This window comes from Bradyrhizobium sp. AS23.2, from assembly GCF_001908185.1.
Taxonomy (GTDB): Bacteria; Pseudomonadota; Alphaproteobacteria; order Rhizobiales; family Xanthobacteraceae; genus Bradyrhizobium.
Genome location: NZ_LGHM01000097.1, coordinates 41,896 through 59,959, shown reverse-complemented (window position 1 = coordinate 59,959; position 18,064 = coordinate 41,896). Strand labels below are relative to the sequence as shown.

Annotated in this window: 16 protein-coding genes and 1 pseudogene; 6 read left to right on the top strand and 11 right to left on the bottom strand. The window is 64.7% G+C overall.

The features are described 5' to 3' along the window. Nucleotides 1–1,130 (bottom strand): annotated as a pseudogene (locus AC630_RS21120) (L,D-transpeptidase); the annotation flags it as partial. Between the two features lie 364 nt (nucleotides 1,131–1,494). Here AC630_RS21120 and AC630_RS21115 point away from each other — a divergent pair. Then, nucleotides 1,495–2,286 (top strand): hypothetical protein, encoded by a 792-nt coding sequence (locus AC630_RS21115; RefSeq protein WP_208867037.1) that lies wholly within the window; start codon nucleotides 1,495–1,497, stop codon nucleotides 2,284–2,286. A 64-nt stretch (nucleotides 2,287–2,350) separates the two neighbouring features. Here AC630_RS21115 and sseA read toward each other — a convergent pair whose 3' ends face one another. The 3 genes from sseA to AC630_RS21100 all read right to left on the bottom strand — a co-directional run bounded on the left by sseA (nucleotide 2,351) and on the right by AC630_RS21100 (nucleotide 5,065). Further along, nucleotides 2,351–3,199, bottom strand: coding sequence for a 3-mercaptopyruvate sulfurtransferase (gene sseA, locus AC630_RS21110; RefSeq protein ID WP_074120397.1), 849 nt, complete (start codon nucleotides 3,197–3,199; stop codon nucleotides 2,351–2,353). Between the two features lie 144 nt (nucleotides 3,200–3,343). Beyond that, nucleotides 3,344–3,757, bottom strand: a complete 414-nt coding sequence (locus tag AC630_RS21105) for a rhodanese-like domain-containing protein (protein WP_074120396.1) — start codon at nucleotides 3,755–3,757, stop codon at nucleotides 3,344–3,346. Nucleotides 3,758–3,889: 132 nt separating this feature from the next. Then, nucleotides 3,890–5,065, bottom strand: a complete 1,176-nt coding sequence (locus AC630_RS21100) for a vWA domain-containing protein (protein ID WP_074120395.1) — start codon at nucleotides 5,063–5,065, stop codon at nucleotides 3,890–3,892. A gap of 123 nt (nucleotides 5,066–5,188) precedes the next feature. Between AC630_RS21100 and AC630_RS21095 the strand changes: the two genes are divergently transcribed. Beyond that, nucleotides 5,189–5,434, top strand: a complete 246-nt coding sequence (locus AC630_RS21095) for a GlsB/YeaQ/YmgE family stress response membrane protein (RefSeq protein ID WP_074120394.1) — start codon at nucleotides 5,189–5,191, stop codon at nucleotides 5,432–5,434. 96 nt (nucleotides 5,435–5,530) lie between these two features. Continuing rightward, on the top strand, nucleotides 5,531–6,373 hold the full coding sequence (locus AC630_RS21090) for an AAA family ATPase (RefSeq protein WP_074120393.1): 843 nt from the start codon (nucleotides 5,531–5,533) through the stop codon (nucleotides 6,371–6,373). Between the two features lie 1,234 nt (nucleotides 6,374–7,607). Here AC630_RS21090 and AC630_RS21085 read toward each other — a convergent pair. The 6 genes from AC630_RS21085 to AC630_RS21060 all read right to left on the bottom strand — a co-directional run bounded on the left by AC630_RS21085 (nucleotide 7,608) and on the right by AC630_RS21060 (nucleotide 13,205). Then, nucleotides 7,608–8,150, bottom strand: a complete 543-nt coding sequence (locus AC630_RS21085; protein ID WP_074120392.1) for an REP-associated tyrosine transposase — start codon at nucleotides 8,148–8,150, stop codon at nucleotides 7,608–7,610. A gap of 135 nt (nucleotides 8,151–8,285) precedes the next feature. Beyond that, entirely contained in the window at nucleotides 8,286–9,932 is a 1,647-nt protein-coding gene (locus AC630_RS21080) for a GMC family oxidoreductase (protein WP_074120391.1), read from the bottom strand. Nucleotides 9,933–9,951: 19 nt separating this feature from the next. Continuing rightward, nucleotides 9,952–10,545, bottom strand: a complete 594-nt coding sequence (locus AC630_RS21075; protein WP_074120390.1) for a GNAT family N-acetyltransferase — start codon at nucleotides 10,543–10,545, stop codon at nucleotides 9,952–9,954. A 165-nt stretch (nucleotides 10,546–10,710) separates the two neighbouring features. Then, nucleotides 10,711–11,637 (bottom strand): SMP-30/gluconolactonase/LRE family protein, encoded by a 927-nt coding sequence (locus AC630_RS21070; protein ID WP_074120389.1) that lies wholly within the window; start codon nucleotides 11,635–11,637, stop codon nucleotides 10,711–10,713. 135 nt (nucleotides 11,638–11,772) lie between these two features. After that, nucleotides 11,773–12,618 carry an AraC family transcriptional regulator gene (locus AC630_RS21065; RefSeq protein ID WP_074120388.1) on the bottom strand — a complete coding sequence of 282 codons (846 nt, stop codon included), beginning with the start codon at nucleotides 12,616–12,618 and terminating at the stop codon, nucleotides 11,773–11,775. A 218-nt stretch (nucleotides 12,619–12,836) separates the two neighbouring features. After that, nucleotides 12,837–13,205: a hypothetical protein gene (locus AC630_RS21060; RefSeq protein WP_074120387.1), complete on the bottom strand. Its 369-nt coding sequence runs from the start codon at nucleotides 13,203–13,205 to the stop codon at nucleotides 12,837–12,839. 187 nt (nucleotides 13,206–13,392) lie between these two features. Between AC630_RS21060 and AC630_RS21055 the strand changes: the two genes are divergently transcribed. After that, nucleotides 13,393–13,617 carry a hypothetical protein gene (locus AC630_RS21055; RefSeq protein WP_074120386.1) on the top strand — a complete coding sequence of 75 codons (225 nt, stop codon included), beginning with the start codon at nucleotides 13,393–13,395 and terminating at the stop codon, nucleotides 13,615–13,617. Nucleotides 13,618–13,909: 292 nt separating this feature from the next. On the opposite strand, the gene AC630_RS21050 is transcribed toward AC630_RS21055, so the two are convergent. Next, nucleotides 13,910–14,566 carry a glutathione S-transferase family protein gene (locus tag AC630_RS21050; RefSeq protein WP_074120385.1) on the bottom strand — a complete coding sequence of 219 codons (657 nt, stop codon included), beginning with the start codon at nucleotides 14,564–14,566 and terminating at the stop codon, nucleotides 13,910–13,912. A gap of 168 nt (nucleotides 14,567–14,734) precedes the next feature. Here AC630_RS21050 and AC630_RS21045 point away from each other — a divergent pair, with 168 nt between their 5' ends. Both AC630_RS21045 and AC630_RS21040 read left to right on the top strand, forming a co-directional pair. Continuing rightward, nucleotides 14,735–15,958: a polyhydroxyalkanoate depolymerase gene (locus AC630_RS21045; protein WP_143198194.1), complete on the top strand. Its 1,224-nt coding sequence runs from the start codon at nucleotides 14,735–14,737 to the stop codon at nucleotides 15,956–15,958. Between the two features lie 209 nt (nucleotides 15,959–16,167). Further along, a complete protein-coding gene (locus AC630_RS21040) occupies nucleotides 16,168–18,021 on the top strand; it encodes an ATP-binding protein (protein WP_074120384.1) in 1,854 nt (617 codons plus the stop codon). The last annotated feature ends 43 nt before the right edge of the window (nucleotides 18,022–18,064 follow it).

Here is an 18,064-nt window from a genome sequence, read left to right as displayed (position 1 = left end):
CGCGGCGGCAGCACCGGTGGTCGGCGCAGCGGACGCGGTCGCCGTTCCCGGCGACGGGCCACCGGGCATCACCACCACGCGAGTGCCGACCTTGACGCGCTCGAACAGGTCGGAAACGTCCTCGTTCAGCATGCCGATGCAGCCCGACGACACGAACTTGCCGATCGTCGAGGGCTGGTTGGTGCCGTGGATGCGGTAGACGGTCGAGCCGAGATACATCGCGCGGGCGCCGAGCGGATTGCCGGGACCGCCGGCCATGAAGCGCGGCAGATAAGGCTGACGCTCGATCATCTCGGTCGGCGGATGCCAATCCGGCCACTCGGCCTTGCGGGTGATCTTCTGCACGCCGGTCCAGGTGAATCCGTCACGGCCGACGCGGACGCCGTAGCGGATCGCACGGCCGTTGCCGAGGACGTAATAGAGGTAGGTGTTCGGGGTATCGACCACGAGCGTGCCGGCCGGCTCCTTGGTCTGGAACGCGACCTCCTGGCGGCGCAGGTTCGGCGCCAGCTGCGCCGGCGCAGCGTCAGGCTGCTCCTCAGGCGGCAGCGAAGCGACCGTCATCGGCCGGCCGTCGGCGCCGACGGGAGCCTGGCCAGCCTGGACCGTTCCGGTCGCGGCCGGACCACCGACCGCCTCCGGTGGACGCAGGCCGTCATTGGCGGGGGCTTGGGCCGGGCGGTCGGCATAGATCACCGGGCGGGCGGGCCGGCGGGGCGGCCGTAGCGGGGATCGTCCGGCGACATCACGGGGCCCTGCGGCGGCGCGGCGGAATAGACCGGGGGACCAGCCGGACGGCCATAACGGGGATCATCCGGCGACATCACCGGTCCCTGAGGCGGGGCGGCCGAATAGACCGGCGCGCCGGCCGGGCGCCCGTAGCGCGGATCGTCCGGCGACATCACCGGACCGCCAGGGCCGGGCGGCGGCAACGCCGCGGAGCTATGCGGCATCGCGTCGTCGTCATCTTCCAGCGAGTCGAAATTCGGCGTGCGGTCGCCCGGGCGGTATTCGGCCGGGGCGCCATAGCCCGGCGCCTGCTGGACCGGATAGCTTTGCGCATGTGCGAGCGAGGTTCCCGCCGCAGCGACTGTTGCGGCAGCGCATATCGTCAGAAAATGTTTGATCATCATCGCTCTTGTATAGTCCCCCGGGCCCGACCGGACCGTTAACGGCCAGATGACCGAAGATAGCGGCACATTCAAGACATGACAGGTTCATTTGCGCCGGATTCGGCGAATTGTGATGCAAACGCACATAGTTGCTCCGTTGCATCAGGGGGCGGAAATCGCATCAGGGCGCAGACCGCCGGAGTCTTCGGCCGCGAATTTAGGGGAACGGCGCCGAAGCGTTGCGATATGGTCGAATCAGCCTGATTCGCCGCCGCTTTGAGCATCCCGCGTGGCGAAGGCGGCAATCAGTACCGTCACCGCGTTCAGATGGCTCTTGGGCCCTGGCCACCACGCCGCCGGGGCGGAAATTCGCAATCCCTCGATGCTTCCCGGCTTTCGCTTCCTGCTTGCCGCGATCCTGCTGTCAACCTCCATCCTGGTGTTCGGCCTAGGGGCCGCCGCGCTGCTGCGGGCGACCCATCAGCAGTATGTCGCCAACCCCTCCTGGCGGAACGGTCCGCAGGAGCAGCTGTTTGCGCAGGCTCCCGAACCGGCCCAGCCGGTGCTCGCGGCACTCCGCGCTGAGCCGGAGATGGCGTCCGAGCCTGTAGCCTCCCAGCCCGAGCCGTCGGTGCGCGACCTGATTCCGACCATCGGATTGCCGGTGAGCGAGCCCGAGCAGGTCGCCGCAGTAACGACCGAGGCCGACGCCCAGCCTGAGGTCGTTGCACCTCCGGCCGACGCTGCGGCCGCCGAACCGGCCAAGGAACCGGCCAAGAGCGAGACGACGACGGACGCCGCAGCGCCAGCCCCCACCGACACGCTCACCCCCGCCGACACCACGGCATCGATCCCCGAGGCCAAGCCTGCCGCAACCGCCAGCGAGCCGGCGCCGGCTGATCCCAGCGTGGCCCTGACATCCTCGGCGCTCGATATTGCCGTGGATAAGGTAGCCGCGCTCAACGATCCCGCGACCTGGAAGGATCCGCCTGGGAAGACGAAGGCTGACAGCAACAAGGCCGAGAGCAGCAAGCCCGAGGGTCAGGCCGCCAAGCCTCGCGTGAAGAAGCACCGCCGTATCGTCCGGCGTCCGCCGCCTCAGCCCTTGCAGCAGAGCTTCGATCCGTTCGGGCAGCAGCAGACGCTAGCGACAACAGCCGCGCGCGCCCGCTGATCCTCCTTCTCCACCTCGCCCCGCTTGCGGGGAGAGGGAGTGCACCGTTCGCTACGGCAATTGGTTACGCCGGCCCGGTCGCGATCGGCGGGCCTTTTTCCTGACCCCATTCCGACCATGAGCCGTCGTAGAGCGCGGTGTCGGTGATGCCGAGGCGATAGAGCGCGAGCGTCAGCACGCCGGCGGAGACGCCCGAGCCGCAGCTCGTCACGATCGGCGCATCGAGCTTGACCCCGGCGCCGGTGAACGCGGTGCGGAGATCATCGAGCGGTTTCATGGTGCCGGTCGCCGCATCGAACAGCAGATTGTAGGGCACGTTGCGGGCGCCGGGGATGTGACCGGAGCGGATGCCCGGCCGCGGCTCGGGCGCGCGGCCTTCGAAACGTTCGGCGGCGCGCGCGTCGATCACCTGCTCGGCCCGGCTTTCGACGTTCGCGATCAGCTGCTGCATGCTGCGCACGCGCTTGGCATCGTAGCTCGCCTTGAATGCCGCAGGCTTCGGCTTCGCCTCGCCACTCTCGACCGGTCGCCCCTCGGCGCGCCATTTCTTCAGGCCGCCATTGAGGATGCGCACATTGCTATGGCCGTAGGACAGGAACATCCACCACGCGCGCGGCGCCGCGACCCAGCCGCCCGCATCGTAGATCACGACGGTGTCGGCATTGGAGATGCCGAGATTGCCGACGTCACGGCCGAATTGCTCAGCGCTCGGAAACATGTGCGGCAGCGGGTTGGAATGATCCGACACCGCATCGACGTCGAAGAACACGGCACCCGGCAGATGCGCGGCGAGATAGTCGTCCTTCGGCAGCGGCAGCACGCCCGGCAGCTTGAAGCTGGCGTCGAGCACCTTCACGTTGGCATCGTTGATATGGGCGGCGAGCCATTCGGTGGAGACGAGGGGGTCGGTCATGTGGAAGTTTCCTTGTCATTCCGGGGCGTGCGCAGCACGAGCCCGGAATCCATCGTGCGGCAGAGTCGGCGGATAAATGGATTCCGGGCTCGCGCTACGCGCGCCCCGGAATGACGAATGGAGAGAGCAGCGCCAGCGCGCCCCTCACCCCTTCTTCTTCGGCTGCCACTGCTCCACCGGGCCGCCGGCATCGCGCCAGGCGGCGTAACCGCCGGCGATATGGGCGACGGGCTTAAGGCCCATGTCCTTCGCGGTCTTGGCAGCGAGTGCGGAGCGCAGGCCGCCCGCGCAATGGAAGACGAACTTCTTGTCCTCCTGGAAGATCGGCTTGGCGTAGGGGCTCTGCGGATCGATCCAGAATTCGAGCATGCCGCGGGTGCAGGCGAACGCGCCGGGGATGCGACCGTCACGCTCGATCTCGCGGGGGTCGCGGATGTCGACGATGACGACGTCGCCGTTCTTGGAGATCTCGATGGCGTCCTTGGCGGTGAGCGTCTCGATCTCGGCATTGGCCTCGTCGAGCAGCGCCTTGATGCCGCGGGTGATGGTCTGGGGCATGGTGCGTCTCCCTCGTTTCTATCGTCATTCCGGGGCGATGCGCAGCATCGAGCCCGGAATCCATTCATCTCCACGCGCTGCGGCCCGATGGATTCCGGGCTCGCCCCTCGGGCGCCCCGGAATGACGGGCTGCTAGTGCGTCAATTCCTTCATCGCGCTCTCGAGCCCCTCGATCGTGATCGGGAACATGCGGTTCGCAAAAATGCGGCGGATGATGGTGGTCGATTCCGAATAGTCCCAGTGCTTTTGCTGCACCGGGTTCAGCCACACCGAATGCGGATAGGTGCGGATGATGCGGTCGAGCCAGACCGAGCCGGGCTCCTCGTTGACGTGCTCGACCGAGCCGCCCGGCACCATGATCTCGTAAGGCGACATCGAGGCGTCGCCGACGAACACGACCTTGTAGTCGTGCGGGTATTTGTGCAGCACGTCCCAGGTCGGCGTGCGGTCGGTGAAGCGGCGCTTGTTCTGCTTCCACACGCCCTCATAGAGGCAGTTGTGGAAGTAGAAATACTCCATGTGCTTGAACTCGCTCTTCGCCGCCGAGAACAGCTCCTCGACCTGCTCGATATGCGCGTCCATCGAGCCGCCGATGTCGAAGAACACCAGGAGCTTCACCGCGTTGCGCCGCTCGGGGCGCATGTGCACGTCGAGATAGCCGTGATTGGCGGTCTCGCGGATCGTGGTGTCGAGATCGAGTTCGTCCGGCGCGCCGGTGCGCGCGAACTTGCGCAGGCGGCGCAGCGCCACCTTGATGTTGCGGATGCCGAGCTCGACATTGCCGTCGAGATCCTTGAACTCGCGTTTGTCCCACACCTTCACGGCGCGGTTGTTGCGGTTCTTCTCCTGGCCGATGCGGACGCCTTCGGGATTGTAGCCGTGGGCGCCGAACGGCGAGGTGCCGGCGGTGCCGATCCACTTCGAGCCGCCCTGGTGCCGCCCCTTCTGCTCCTCGAGGCGCTTCTTCAGGGTCTCCATGAGCTTGTCCCAGCCCATGGCCTCGATCTGCTTCTTCTCTTCCTCGGTGAGGTATTTCTCGGCGAGCTTCTTCAGCCACTCCTCGGGGATCTCCGCCTTCTCCATGGCGTCGAGCAGGCTTTCCAGCCCCTTGAATACGGTGCCGAAGACGCGGTCGAACTTGTCGAGGTTGCGCTCGTCCTTCACGAGGGAAGCGCGCGACAGGTAATAGAAATTCTCGACCGTGTAGTCCGCGAGGTCAGCGTCGAGCGCCTCCATCAGCGTGAGGTATTCGCGCAGCGTTACGGGGACCTGCGCATCGCGCAGAGAGGTGAAGAATTGCAGGAACATAGGTGACAGATTGCCCGTCGGGTGGCCGACGTCAAGGGGCGGAGTCCTCCGCTGAGCGCTGGACCGGGTGGCATTTTGCTCTAGAATTGGCCGTCTCAAGGGGTTGTTTGGGGGACTTTTGCCATGGGAATTCTCGCAGCACTGATCATCGGCGCGATCGCTGGCTGGCTGGCCGGCAAGATTGTCCACGGGGCGGGATTTGGGCTGATCGGCAACATGGTCGTCGGCATCATCGGCGCGCTGGTTGCGAGCTGGGTCCTGCCTCAGCTCCACATCGAGCTCGCCACCGGCACGGTAGGCGCCATCGTGGACGCCACGATCGGCGCGGTGATTGTGCTGGTCATCCTTTCGCTGATAAGACGGGTCTGACAGCCTGACCGAACCAGGAACGGCCGCCACGAGCGGCCGTTCCCTTGTCATGACCGGGGCCCGCGCCTCGCGCCGACGATTACTTAAGGACGCGCAATGAAATTTACCGGCACCAAGGACTATGTTGCGACCGACGATCTCAAGGTCGCCGTCAATGCCTCGATCGTGCTGGAGCGCCCGCTCCTCATCAAGGGCGAGCCCGGCACCGGCAAGACCGTGCTGGCCGAGGAAGTGGCGAAGGCGCTCAACGCGCCGCTTTTGACCTGGCACATCAAGTCCACCACCAAGGCACAGCAGGGCCTCTACGAATACGACGCGGTGTCGCGCCTGCGCGACAGCCAGCTCGGCGACAGCAGGGTCTCCGACATCAAGAACTACATCAAGCGCGGCAAGCTGTGGGAGGCCTTCGCCGCCGAGCAGCGCCCGGTGCTCTTGATCGACGAGATCGACAAGGCCGACATCGAATTCCCCAACGACCTGCTGCTCGAGCTCGACCGCATGGAATTCCATGTCTACGAGACCGGCGAGACGATCAAGGCGAAGCAGCGCCCGATCATGATGATCACCTCCAACAACGAGAAGGAGCTGCCGGACGCCTTCCTGCGCCGCTGCTTCTTCCACTACATCAAGTTCCCCGACGCCGACACAATGGGTCGCATCGTCGACGTCCACTTCCCCGGCATCAAGAAGCGCCTCGTCGAGGAAGCGCTGCGCATCTTCTTCGAGGTGCGCGAAGTGCCCGGCCTGAAGAAGAAGCCCTCGACCTCCGAGCTGCTCGACTGGCTCAAGCTGCTGCTCAACGAGGACATGAGCGCCGAGCAGCTCCGCGAGCGCGACCCGCGCAAACTGATCCCGCCGCTGCACGGCGCACTGCTCAAGAACGAGCAGGACGTGCATTTGTTCGAGCGTCTGGCGTTCCTGAGCCGAAGGGAAGTGTAAGCTTCTCTTGTCCCGGACGCGCCGCAACGCGCAAGCGTTGCTGCGCAGAGCCGGGACCCATGCGGCACGGTCGCGCCCTGGTAGGATGGGCCCCGGCTCTGCAGCGCACCGTCGAAGTGACGCTGCGCTGCGTCCGGGGCACGAGAGTATTACCCGCTCTCCCCACCTCGTCATTGCGAGCGCAGCGAAGCAATCCAGAATCTTTCCGCGGTGACAGTCTGGATTGCTTCGCTGCGCTCGCAATGACGGAGCAAGCGGCATCGCCGCCCGTCACTCTCGTGTCCCGGACGCGCTGCAACGCGCAAGCGTTGCTGCGCAGAGCCGGGACCCATGCGGCACGGTCGCGCCCTGGTAGGATGGGCCCCGGCTCTGCAGCGCACCGCTGAAGGAGCGCTGCGCTGCGTCCGGGGCACGAGAGTGGAATCCAACCCGGCATACGTTTTCCAATTGCAGACACACGTCCGCATCTCGCGGCCCGCTCGGCCCGAGCTTTGCTGACACCCCGCCCCTTTCAAACAGAGGGCGCAGGGAAGGCCGGGTGCGGCGGCGGCACCCACGGTCCGCTGTGCGCATGTAGCGCAAAAAAGGCGGCACAGCGGCATACAGGTGAAGCCGAACACACGGCCTTCCCTGCGCAGTGGTTTGACGGCTTATGCCGCGCTCTCCCGGGAGCCGAATTCCCTCTGGCCTCCCTCGCCCCGCGAAAGTCGCGGACACCGCGCCGGTTGACGCGAATGCCGCCTCCGCAAGAGCTTGATCGTAGCGACGACGGCCAGGACCACACGGTTTTGCCGTACGCACGGCCCGCTTGTTCGCCGCATTATCTCCCGACCTTGTCGACGTTGCCGGAAGAATGCTGGCGAGACGAACCCTCAGCGCCGCTCGTCGGCACGAAGCCTTGGGCTCACGGAGAGCAATCCGCCCTGCCCTTGACCTCTCGCGCCCGACGCTGCCGCGTCCACCGCAACCTGGCCCACGTTTCGAACGACAGGCGAGACGCCCCTCTTCCTCGGGCCGGGCTGTCTCGACTTATGCCGCAATTCCGAATTTCGGTAAAGTGGAATATTTTTGTGGAGAGGGATTGACAGCTAGTAAGGTGTTTTGCCCGACGAGCAACGTGCGCGGAAGCAGATGGAGCGTGTAGGATGGGTAGAGCGCAGCGAAACCCATCAAGCTTCTCTTCCGCGATTATGACGATGGGTTTCGCTGCGCTCTACCCATCCTACGGATTTCCTCAAGTCCGTTCGCCGAACTTGGCACCGTCGTCGCATTGCGACAAATCACCGGCCCAGTCTGCCGGGTAGATGCCGAGCTCAACGTGGCGATGGAATGACGACGGCGCCCAATCGCAGACTCGATTGACCAGGCCGTGCTTGACGGGATTGATGTGGACATAGTCGATGTGCCGAGCATAGTCCTCCTCGTCGCGGATGGTGTGCTCCCAATAGCGGCGCTGCCAGATGCCGCGCTCTGCTTTGTCGGCGCGGCTCGGTGAAACCGATTCGACAGGCGTCAGGTTGCGGGAGAAGGCAGATTTGATCTGCCTCCAGCGCGTTGCGAAATCGGCATCGCCGTCAGGCATCGTCCAGACGGTGTGAAGATGCTCAGGCAGAATCACGATCGCATCGATCGTGAAAGGATGCCGTCGACGTGTTTCACGAAATGCCGCGCGCAGTAGATCAATATGCGCCGTCAAAAGCGATCGCCGGCGGTCAGCGAGGTTGACCGTGAAGAAGAAGCTTCCGCCGGGAACGAAGTTGCGCCGATAAGAGGTCATGCCTCATGTTAGCACAACCTTAGATGGGTTTTGCGATTTTTGTAGGATGGGTAGAGCGCAGCGAAACCCATCATCTTGTCGCGCTCGCTGAAGCGCGATGGGTTTCGCTTCGCTCTACCCATCCTACGAATTACCTCACACCACTGCCGCGTCCGGAATCCGCGCGGCTTCAATCGGCTGCTTGCCGCGGATCAAATCCGAGGCGCGGTCGGCGATCATCATCGTGGATGCGTTGAGGTTCGCCGAGATCATGCGCGGCATGACCGAGGCGTCGATCACGCGCAGGCCCTCCAACCCGTGGACGCGGAGCTGGTCGTCCACTACCGCCCACGTGGAATCCGCCGGGCCCATACGGCAGGTGCAGCCGGGGTGGAAGGTGGTGGTGCCGCGCTCGGTTGCGGCGTGCAGGAATTCGTCGTCGGTGTTGACGTTGGGGCCGGGGAAATCCTCGTAGGCGTAATAGGGCGACAGCGGCGCCGATTTCAGGAGGTTGCGCGCGAGCTTCATGCCGCCGACGATGACGCGGCGGTCGAGCTCGGCATCGAGATAGTTGGTCTGGATGATCGGCGGCGCGAACGGATCGGACGAGCGGATGCGGACATAGCCGCGGCTCTCGGGGCGCTGCTGCCAGGAGGCGACGGTCATGCCGGGCTCGTCCTCGAGCTGGCCCTGCACGCCTTCCTTGTAGCTCGCCGGCGTGAAGGTGAGCTGGAGGTCGGAAGAGTCGGCGCTCTCGCCGGAGTGCCAGAAGCAATAGACCATGGTCGGCGACAGCGACAGCAGGCCGCGGCGCGTGGTCGCCCATTTCAGCGCCTCGATCCACAGCGAGAAGCCGCGGCGGAGCTCGTTGATGGTCTTGATGTCCTTGACCCGCGCAACGGTGCGCGGCGCGTAATGGTCCTGCAGGCCCTCGCCGACCGGCAGCGCGTGGCGCACGGCGATGCCGTGGGCGCCCAGCAGCTCGGGCGAGCCGATACCGGAGAGCTGCAGCAGCTGCGGCGAATTATAGGTGCCGCCGGAGAGGATCACTTCCTTGTTGGCGCGCACCTCAACCGGCGTGCCGCCGCGGCCGCCCTTCGTATAGCGCACGCCGACGGCGCGCTTGCCCTCGAAGATGATCTCGGTCGCATGCGCATGCGTGTGCACATGCACGTTGGGCCGCTTCATCGCGGGCTTGAGGAACGCGGTCGAGCCGGAGACGCGCAGGCCTTTATCGATGGTACGCTGGCAGTAGGAGACGCCTTCCTGGGTCCTGCCGTTGTAATCGGGGTTGCGGGGAATGCCGAGCGAGACCGCGCCCTCCATGAAGGCTTCGCAGAGCGGATCGCGCCAATCCATCGTGGTGACGGTGAGCTTGCCGTCGCGGCCGCGGAAGGTGTCCTCGCCCTCGCCGACCCGCTTCTCCAGCCGCTTGAAGTAGGGCAGCACGTCGGCATAGCCCCAGCCGCGATTGCCCATCTGCGCCCAGGTGTCGAAATCCATGCGCTGGCCGCGGTTGTAGATGTGGCCGTTGATCGAGGACGAGCCGCCGAGCGTCTTGCCACGCGGCGCATAAATGCTGCGCCCGCCGGTCCAGGGCCCCGGCTCCTGCTGATAGCCCCAGTTGATGCTCTTCATGTAGAAGGTCTTGATGAAACCCGCCGGCAGGTGGATGTAGGGATGCCAGTCGCTGGGCCCGGCTTCGAGCACGCAGACGCTGGTGTTGGGATCCTCGCTCAGCCGGCTGGCGAGCACGCAGCCCGCCGAGCCCGCGCCGACGACCACATAATCAAATCTATCCATGTTGTCCGCCAGAAGCCGCTCAGCGCGGCTTGTCGTTGAGCTGATAGTTCAAATGCGCCTGCACCGTCGGCCATTCGGCCGCGGTGATGCTGTAAACCACCGTGTCGCGCAAGGTGCCGTTCGGCGCAATCTGGTGGCTGCGCAGAATGCCGTCCTGCTTGGCGCCGAGACGCTCGATGGCGCGGCGGCTCTGGTGGTTGAAGAAATGCGTACGGAACTCGACCGCGATGCAGTTCAGGCTCTCGAAGGCGTGGGTGAGCAGCAGCAACTTGCACTGCGTGTTGAGCGGGCCGCGCTGCGCGCTCTTCCTGTACCAGGTCGAGCCGATCTCGACACGGCGGTTGGCGGCATCGATGTTCATGAAGGTCGTCTGGCCCACGATCCTGCCCGCAGCATCGAACACGGTGAACGGCAGCATCGAGCCCGCGGCCTGAAGGCCGAGGCGGCGATCGATCTCCTTGGCCACGTTCTCCGGCGTCGGGATCGTGGTGTACCAGATCGTGTAGAGTTCGCCGTCCTTCACGGCCTCCACCAGGCCATCGCGGTGCTGATGAGACAGCGGCTCGAGACGGGCGTGCTGTCCACGCAGGGTGATGGGATCAGGCCAGGGCATTGACGTCTACTCCAGAAAAATGATCGGTGTCATTCCGGGGCGACGCGAAGCGGCCAGCCCGGAATCCATTCAACCACAAACTCTGCGGTCCAATGGATTCCGGGCCTGCGTGCTAGGGCACGCATCCCGGAATGACGGCGGAATGTATCGGCATATCTTCTACATTCACCTGTTCAAAAAGTTCAACGGCAATCCGCCGCGCGGCCAGTCCATGGCGACGAGCTCGCCCTTGCCTGACAGCGTGATATAGGCGGTCTTCAGCTCGGGGCCGCCGAAGGCGATGTTGGTGGTGACGCGGTCGCCGGTCGGGACCTGCTCGACCAGGGTGCCATCGGGCGCGATCACCGAGATGCAGCCGGAGACGAGGGTCGCGACGCAGACATTGCCGTTCGCTTCGACCGCGAGCGAGTCGAACATCTGGTAGCCGCCGAGGCCGCAGATCGGCTTGCCGCGCTCGCCGCGATAGATTGCGTCGCGCGGCTTGAGCGTGCCGGGCGCCGAGAGCTCATAGGCCCAGAGCCGCCCGGTCGGCGTCTCCGCGATGTAGACGGTGTTCTCGTCCGGCGACAGACCGATGCCGTTCGCCGGCAGCACGCCGTGCACAATCTCGACGATCTCGGTCATGCCGGGCTTCAGATAATATATGCCGCCGACATCCATCTCGCGCGCGCGGCGCTTGCCGAGATCGGAGAACCAGAGGCCGCCCTGCTTGTCGAACACGAGATCATTCGGCCCGCGCAGGTCGTGCTCGCCGCATTTCGTCACGACGGTCTCGACCTTGCCGGATTGCAGGTCGACGCGCTGGATCGAACCGCCGAGATAGTCGTCGGGCTGCGGGCCCGGCATGATCATGTTGCGGGTCGGAATCCAGGAGAAGCCGCCGTTGTTGCAGATGTAGATCTTGCCGTCGGGGCCGAGCGCTGCGCCGTTCGGTCCGCCCGGGACCTTCGCAACGATCTCCTTGCGGCCGTCGGGATAGACGCGGGTCAGGCGCTGGCCGCGGATTTCCACCAGCACCACCGAGCCGTCCGGCATCACGACCGGTCCTTCAGGAAATTCGAGGTCGGTGGCGAGAACACGGACGTTGGACATTGGGTACCTCCCGGCTTGCTTGTTATGGCTTGCACGGGATGTCCGGCGTCGGCCCCTCATGCAAGGTTTGCCTGCGGTTATGACAAAGTCACCGGGGCTTGCCAAGCAAGCGGGATGGTATGCCAGCGTTGCGCGCTACTCCCGCACTGGTATCCAAATCTCGAAACCGCCATTACCGGTCGCAGGATCGAATTTTTCGTCGTAGCGCTCGAAGTTCGGCGCGTCCGCGGCCTTGAGGCCCGAGGCCGGCAGCCATTGATTCCAGATCGTGTTGACGGTGCGGCGGATCGAAGCGACGTGGTCCGAATGGGTGAACACCGCATAGCGCTGCTCGGGGATACGGATACGACCGAAGCGGCGCGGCAGGTCGGAGAAATCGGCGACCTCGACGCCGGCGATGTAGTCGAAATTGCCGGCGTCATCGCCGTTGCAGCAGACGCCGTAAGCGACTTGAGATTTTCCCTGGCCAACGCGCGCGGGAATGTCGGCGACCTCCTGGTGGAAACGGTGCCACAGGCTCGGGATGATGGCGCCGTTGTCGCAGGAGATGCGCTCGGCAGGGCCGGCGACGAGGAAAGCCTTCGCGGTTTCGAAACGCGGGGCTTTGAGATTGTCTAACATGGTGGAGTCCATGAGGATCGGCTCCTGTAGCTTGAGATGGCTGGTGCATGTCGCGGCCCGCACCGCTTCGGGTGTCATGCCAAACTGGTCGCGGAACGCGCGGGTGAATGCTTCATGCGAGCCGTAATCCGCCTCCAGCGCAAGTGACAGAATGTCGGGCGCGCCGTTCGCAAGACGCCGCGCAGCTTCCGTCAGCCGCCGTGCGCGCAGATAGCGCATCACCGGAAGGCCGGTGGCTGCGGCAAACGCACGCACGATGTGGAACCGCGACACGCCTGAGATCGCAGCAATCTCGTCGAGCGTCATCGGCTCGGCCAGATGGCTCTCGATATACCAGAGCGCGCGCTGGGCTGGGTTCATGGTGGTTTCGGGCCCTCGTTCGAAGCACGGCGATGATGCGCAGGTCACCGCCCGCTTCGCTTGATCAAGATTGCTCTCGTGCCCCGGGCGCAACGCAGCACGTCAGTGATGCGATGCAGAACCGGGGCCCATCGCCCCACGAGTACGCGCGGCACCGGATCCCGGCTCAGCGTCGCAGCGTTACACGCTGCGCCGCGTCCGTGACACGGCAGCACAGCTCACTTCGACGCGTCCTTGGCCGCCGGCTGCGCATCCTTCGTATCGGCCTTATTCTTCGCGTCCTCCGCGGTCTTCGCCTGCGCGGCCTGGAGATCGCCGAGCGTCTTCTGCAAGCCGGCAACCATCGTCTTCAGCGCGTCGATCTGGCGATTGGCGGCGTCCAGCTTCTGCTGGTGATCGAGTGTGAGCTTGGTGATCGTCTTCTGCAGGAAGTCGACATTGCTCTGCAGACAGCTCGTCCGCCGCTCCATGGTCTTCTCAACGGTGCAGATCTCGATGCCGGGCACGTCCTGCGCGCGGACCGGCGCGTACACCAGCGTTGCGAGCAGCCACATCACGAAACAAGCGCCAACACTCCGAAAGGCCATCCAGGTTCCCTCGCCAAATCGATCACGGCAATGTGCACTTATTGCGCGCAGCACCCCGAGGCTACCACACTCGTACCGCATTCTCGCGTTGAGCTTGCGTCTGTTCCCTCGGACGGGGAGCGATGATCTGCACGCGGGGGGGAAGTGGGCGCTCTTTCCGCGGCTTTGTTTAGGGGAGATTTTTGGAATGGCAACGCGCGATAGACGTCTGGCGGAATTCGATGGCGCCGGAGAACCGCCGCCTGGCCTGCCGCTCGAAGTGCTGTGCGAGGACCACAGCGGAACGTATCAACTGCCGTTCGCCTGCCGTTATGTCGAAGGACGCTGGCAGAACCACGAGGCCGGTATAGCGGTGGAAGCCACCGTCATCGGCTGGCGTCTGCCGCGCATGAAGCACTCAGGCGTGGCCTGAAGGCCTACCGTCTGTCTCAAAATGCAACGGGGCCGCGCTCCGTCTTAACCTTCGGAACGCGGCCCGAACGAATCACGTCCGAATCAGCCCGGAACCCCTGTACGCACCTGTTCACGGCTAGATGTCGCGACGAGGACGTTCGCCCGCACAATATCTGCGCAGCAGATGATTGAGTTTGGACCGGCCACTGGCGACAAAAGTTAACCGCGTCAATGATATGGCGGCAGATGCGCCACCCGACCGGCGCGGACGGACCCCGCTCCCGAAACAGGCAGAGCCGTGCGGAGCCTGCCTAATATTCAACCTCGAGCTCCTCGATCTCGGCCGGCTCCTCCCTCGCCGCCGCGATCCATTCGTTCATCTCGGGCATGGCCATGATGGTGTCGGTATAGGCCTTCAGAAGCGGCTCGAGCTTGACGTCATAGGTGACGAAGCGCGTCACCACGGGGGCGTACATCGCGTCCGCCATGGTGCGCCTCTCGCCGAACAGGAACGGGCCGCCCGATTTCGCCAGGCAATCGCGCCAGATGAACCAGACCCGGTCGATGTCGGCCTGCGCGCGCGACCAGATCTTGAAGCCGGGGAAATGTCCCTTCAGGTTGACGGGCAGCGAAGCGCGCAGCGTGGTGAAGCCGGAATGGATCTCGCCGCAGATCGAGCGGCAATGGGCGCGCTGGACGCGGTCGACCGGCAACAGGCCTGCCTCCGGCATCACCTCGTTGAGATATTCGGCAATCGCCAACGTATCCCAGACGACAGCGCCTTCGTGCCGCAGGCACGGCACCAAAATCGACGATGACAGCAGCAGGATCTCCGCGCGCGCCGCTGCGTCGTCCGGCGCGGTCACGATCTCCTCGAAGTCGAGCCCGGAGAATTTCGTCAGCAGCCAGCCACGCAGCGACCAGGACGAATAGTTCTTGCTGCTGATGGTCAGTGTCGCCTTCGCCATGAGACCCTTCCCTCACGCCTGATAGCGAGCATCGCGCCCCGCGCGGGCGTGCTCGTTACCTGTGCTTCCGGCGAAATGAGCAGCAAGCGACGTGCCAATTCTGAGGGCGCTTCGGCTCCGTTTGGCGTCGATATTGCATAGCGACGCGGGACAGGCGGGCATTTCAGTATGATGTCGATGTTTTATCAGGCCTTTCAGAACCATATGGACCTGACGGCGCCGTGGCGGGCGGGCGCGTCGTCCGCGCTCAAATTCCTCAACCTGGTGCCGCAGGGCATGTCGGATCAGGTCGTCGGCCGGCTCTCAGCTGCACTGGAGCTGATCTCCCGCTCCACCCTCACCTACGACCGCCCGGCCTATGGCATCGACAGCGCGATGGTGGGCAATCGCGAAGTCGCGGTCACCGAGGAAGTCGCCTACGCGACGCCGTTCGGCTCGCTGCTGCACTTCAAGAAGGATGGCGTGCCGGAGCAGCCGCACATGCTGCTGGTGGCGCCGATGTCCGGCCATTTCGCAACGCTGCTGCGCGGCACCGTGAAGACGCTGCTCCAGGACCACGACGTCTACATCACCGACTGGCACAATCCGCGCGATATTCCCCGCAGCGAGGGCCGCTTCGGGCTCGACGACTACACCGAGCATCTCATCGACTTCCTCGAACAGCTCGGTCCGCGCCCGCACCTGGTCGCGATCTGCCAGCCGTCGGTCTCTGCGCTCGCGGCCGCCGCAATCATGTGCGAGGACAACCATCCCTCGCGGCCCGCGACGCTGACGCTGATGGCCGGCCCGATCGACACGCGCATCCATCCGACAAAGGTCAACGCGTTCGCCAAGAGCAAGCCGATCGGGTGGTTCGAGCGGAATTTGATCAACTACGTGCCGGTGCAGTGCCGCGGCGCGCTCCGCAAAGTCTATCCCGGCTTCGTGCAGCTCACCGCCTTCGTGTCGATGAATCTCGAACGCCACATCAAGCAGCATCTTGATCTCGCCAACCACATCGCCAAGGGCGAGAGGGCGAAGGCCGCGACGATCAAGACTTTCTACGACGAATACTTTGCCGTGATGGACCTGCCGGCCGAATTCTACATCGAGACCGTGCGCGACGTGTTCCAGGAGCACCTGTTGCCGCAAGGCAAGCTGATGCATCGGGGGCGGCCGGTGAACACCAGAGCCGTGGGCCGCATGGGCCTGATGACGGTCGAAGGCGAGAAGGATGACATCTGCTCGATCGGCCAGACGCTCGCCGCGCAAGACCTCTGCACCGGCGTGCGCGCCTATCGTCGTGTCCACCACATGCAGGCCGGCGTCGGCCACTACGGCGTGTTCTCCGGCAAGCGCTGGAACACCGAGATCTACCCGCTGCTGCGGGATTTCGTGCACGTCAATTCGTGACGCGAACCTCTCGCCTTTCCTACCTGCAGCGCCCCCGTAGATTCCCGGATATCGCTACCGCGTCAAGGAGACGCCGCGCCCGCAAAGAAGCGGCCGCGCTTCATCGAAATTTGACCGTTAGCTGTGGTAGACGGAGGTCGCAGCCCGATGGCGCCGAGGGAGCGTCAACAAACGACCGGGCATGCGGCTAAAGGTTTTGGTACCAGACCATGAAACTCAGGGAGCTTTTGACACTCGCGATGGCCGCGCAGGTCATCGTGACCGCAGCTGCTCTTCTGGCCTCCTATGCCGCGACCGGAACCGCTGATCCGCGTGGGTTCGGCACGCCCCAGATCGTTGCCCTGCTCGCAAGCGCCGCCTTTGCAGTGCCGCTCGCGCGGCTGTGCACGCGCAAGATCGAGACGTCGCAAGAAAAACGCACCGCTGCGCAACTGGCTGAGCAGGCGCAGGTCAGCGCACAGATGACGCAAGCCGTCATCAAGACCGCGCTCGATGCCTTCATTCAGACCGACGCGAATGGTGTCGTCCTGGAGTGGAGCTTCCAGGCCGAGGCCCTGACCGGTTGGACGCGGCAGGAGGCGCTCGGCACCGACGTCGTCAACCTCCTCGTCGCCGAGCCGCTCCGCGACGGCTTCAGGCAACGCATGATGCGACTGCTGCCGGAATTGTCGAATACGCCGATCGGCATCCGCTTCGAAGCGAGCCTGCTGCACCGGAGCGGCGAGGAGATCCTGATCGACGCGTCGAGCACGGCCCTGCACCTCGGAGGGCGCATCATCATCAACAATTTCGTCAAGGACGTCACCCAGAAGCGCGCCGCCGAGGAGCAGCTGATCCAATCCCAGAAGATGGAGGCGGTCGGCCAGCTCACCGGCGGCATCGCCCACGAATTCAACAACATGCTCACGGTGATCACGGGCACGATCGAGATCCTCGCCGACGCCGTGAAGGACAATCCGCCGCTTGCGACCATCACGAAGCTGATCAGCGAGGCGGCCGATCGCGGCGCCGCGCTGACGTCGAGCCTGTTGTCCTTTGCCCGCAAGCAGGCGCTCCAGCCGGCGGAGATTGACGTCAACGAGCTCATTGAAGAGCTCGCAAGACTGCTGCTGGCGACCTTCGACAAGAAGATCGAGATCGTGACCAGGCTCGACGGCAACATCTGGCTCGCCTTCGTCGACCGCGGTCAATTGAGTTCGGCGCTGCTCAACCTCGCGATCAACGCCCGCGACGCGATGCTGGATGGCGGCAAACTGACGCTGACGACGCGCAACGTGGTGTTCGGCGTACGCGAGGCCGTCGCGGTCGGCGCCGGTTACGCCGGCGACTATGTGGAGATCGAGATCGCAGACACCGGCACGGGCATTCCGCAAGCCATTCTCGAGCGGATCTTCGACCCCTTCTTCTCGACCAAGGAGGTCGGCAAGGGCACGGGGCTCGGCCTCAGCATGGTGTTCGGCTTCGCCAAGCAGTCCGGCGGTGGCATCAAGGTCGATTCCGCCGAAGGCCGCGGCACGACGTTTACGATCTATCTGCCGAAGGCCGAGACCAGTACGCTTCGTCCGGCCGGCTATGACGAGCGCAAGGTCGTTGGCGGGACGGAAACCATTCTTTGCGTCGAGGACGACCGCGACGTCCGCCAATACGTCACGGTCCAGCTCGAGAGCCTCGGCTACAAGGTCATCCCCGCCGCCAATGCGACCGAAGCGCTCGCCGTTTGGGCCAAAGGCACGCCGTTCGACCTGCTCTTCACCGACATTGTGATGGCCGGCGGCATCAACGGGCGGGAGCTCGCCGACCAGATGGTGGCGGCGCGGCCTTCTTTGCGGGTCCTGTTTACGTCGGGCTATGCCTATGACTCGCCGCACGCACAGGGAAGCGCCACCATGGGCGCGCCGCTTCTGACCAAGCCCTACCGCAAGGCGGAGCTCGCGCGCATGCTGCGCCGCTCTCTCGATACGGCGGTCGATGCCGCCGGCGACCCGATCCCGACGCCCTACTCCGTGCAGGATGACGTCGAGCGTTTCCTGCGCAAGCAGTCGTCCGAGCGCGACGAACGTTAGCGCAGGTCTAAAGCGCGATGAGATCGGAATGAATGGTTATCGC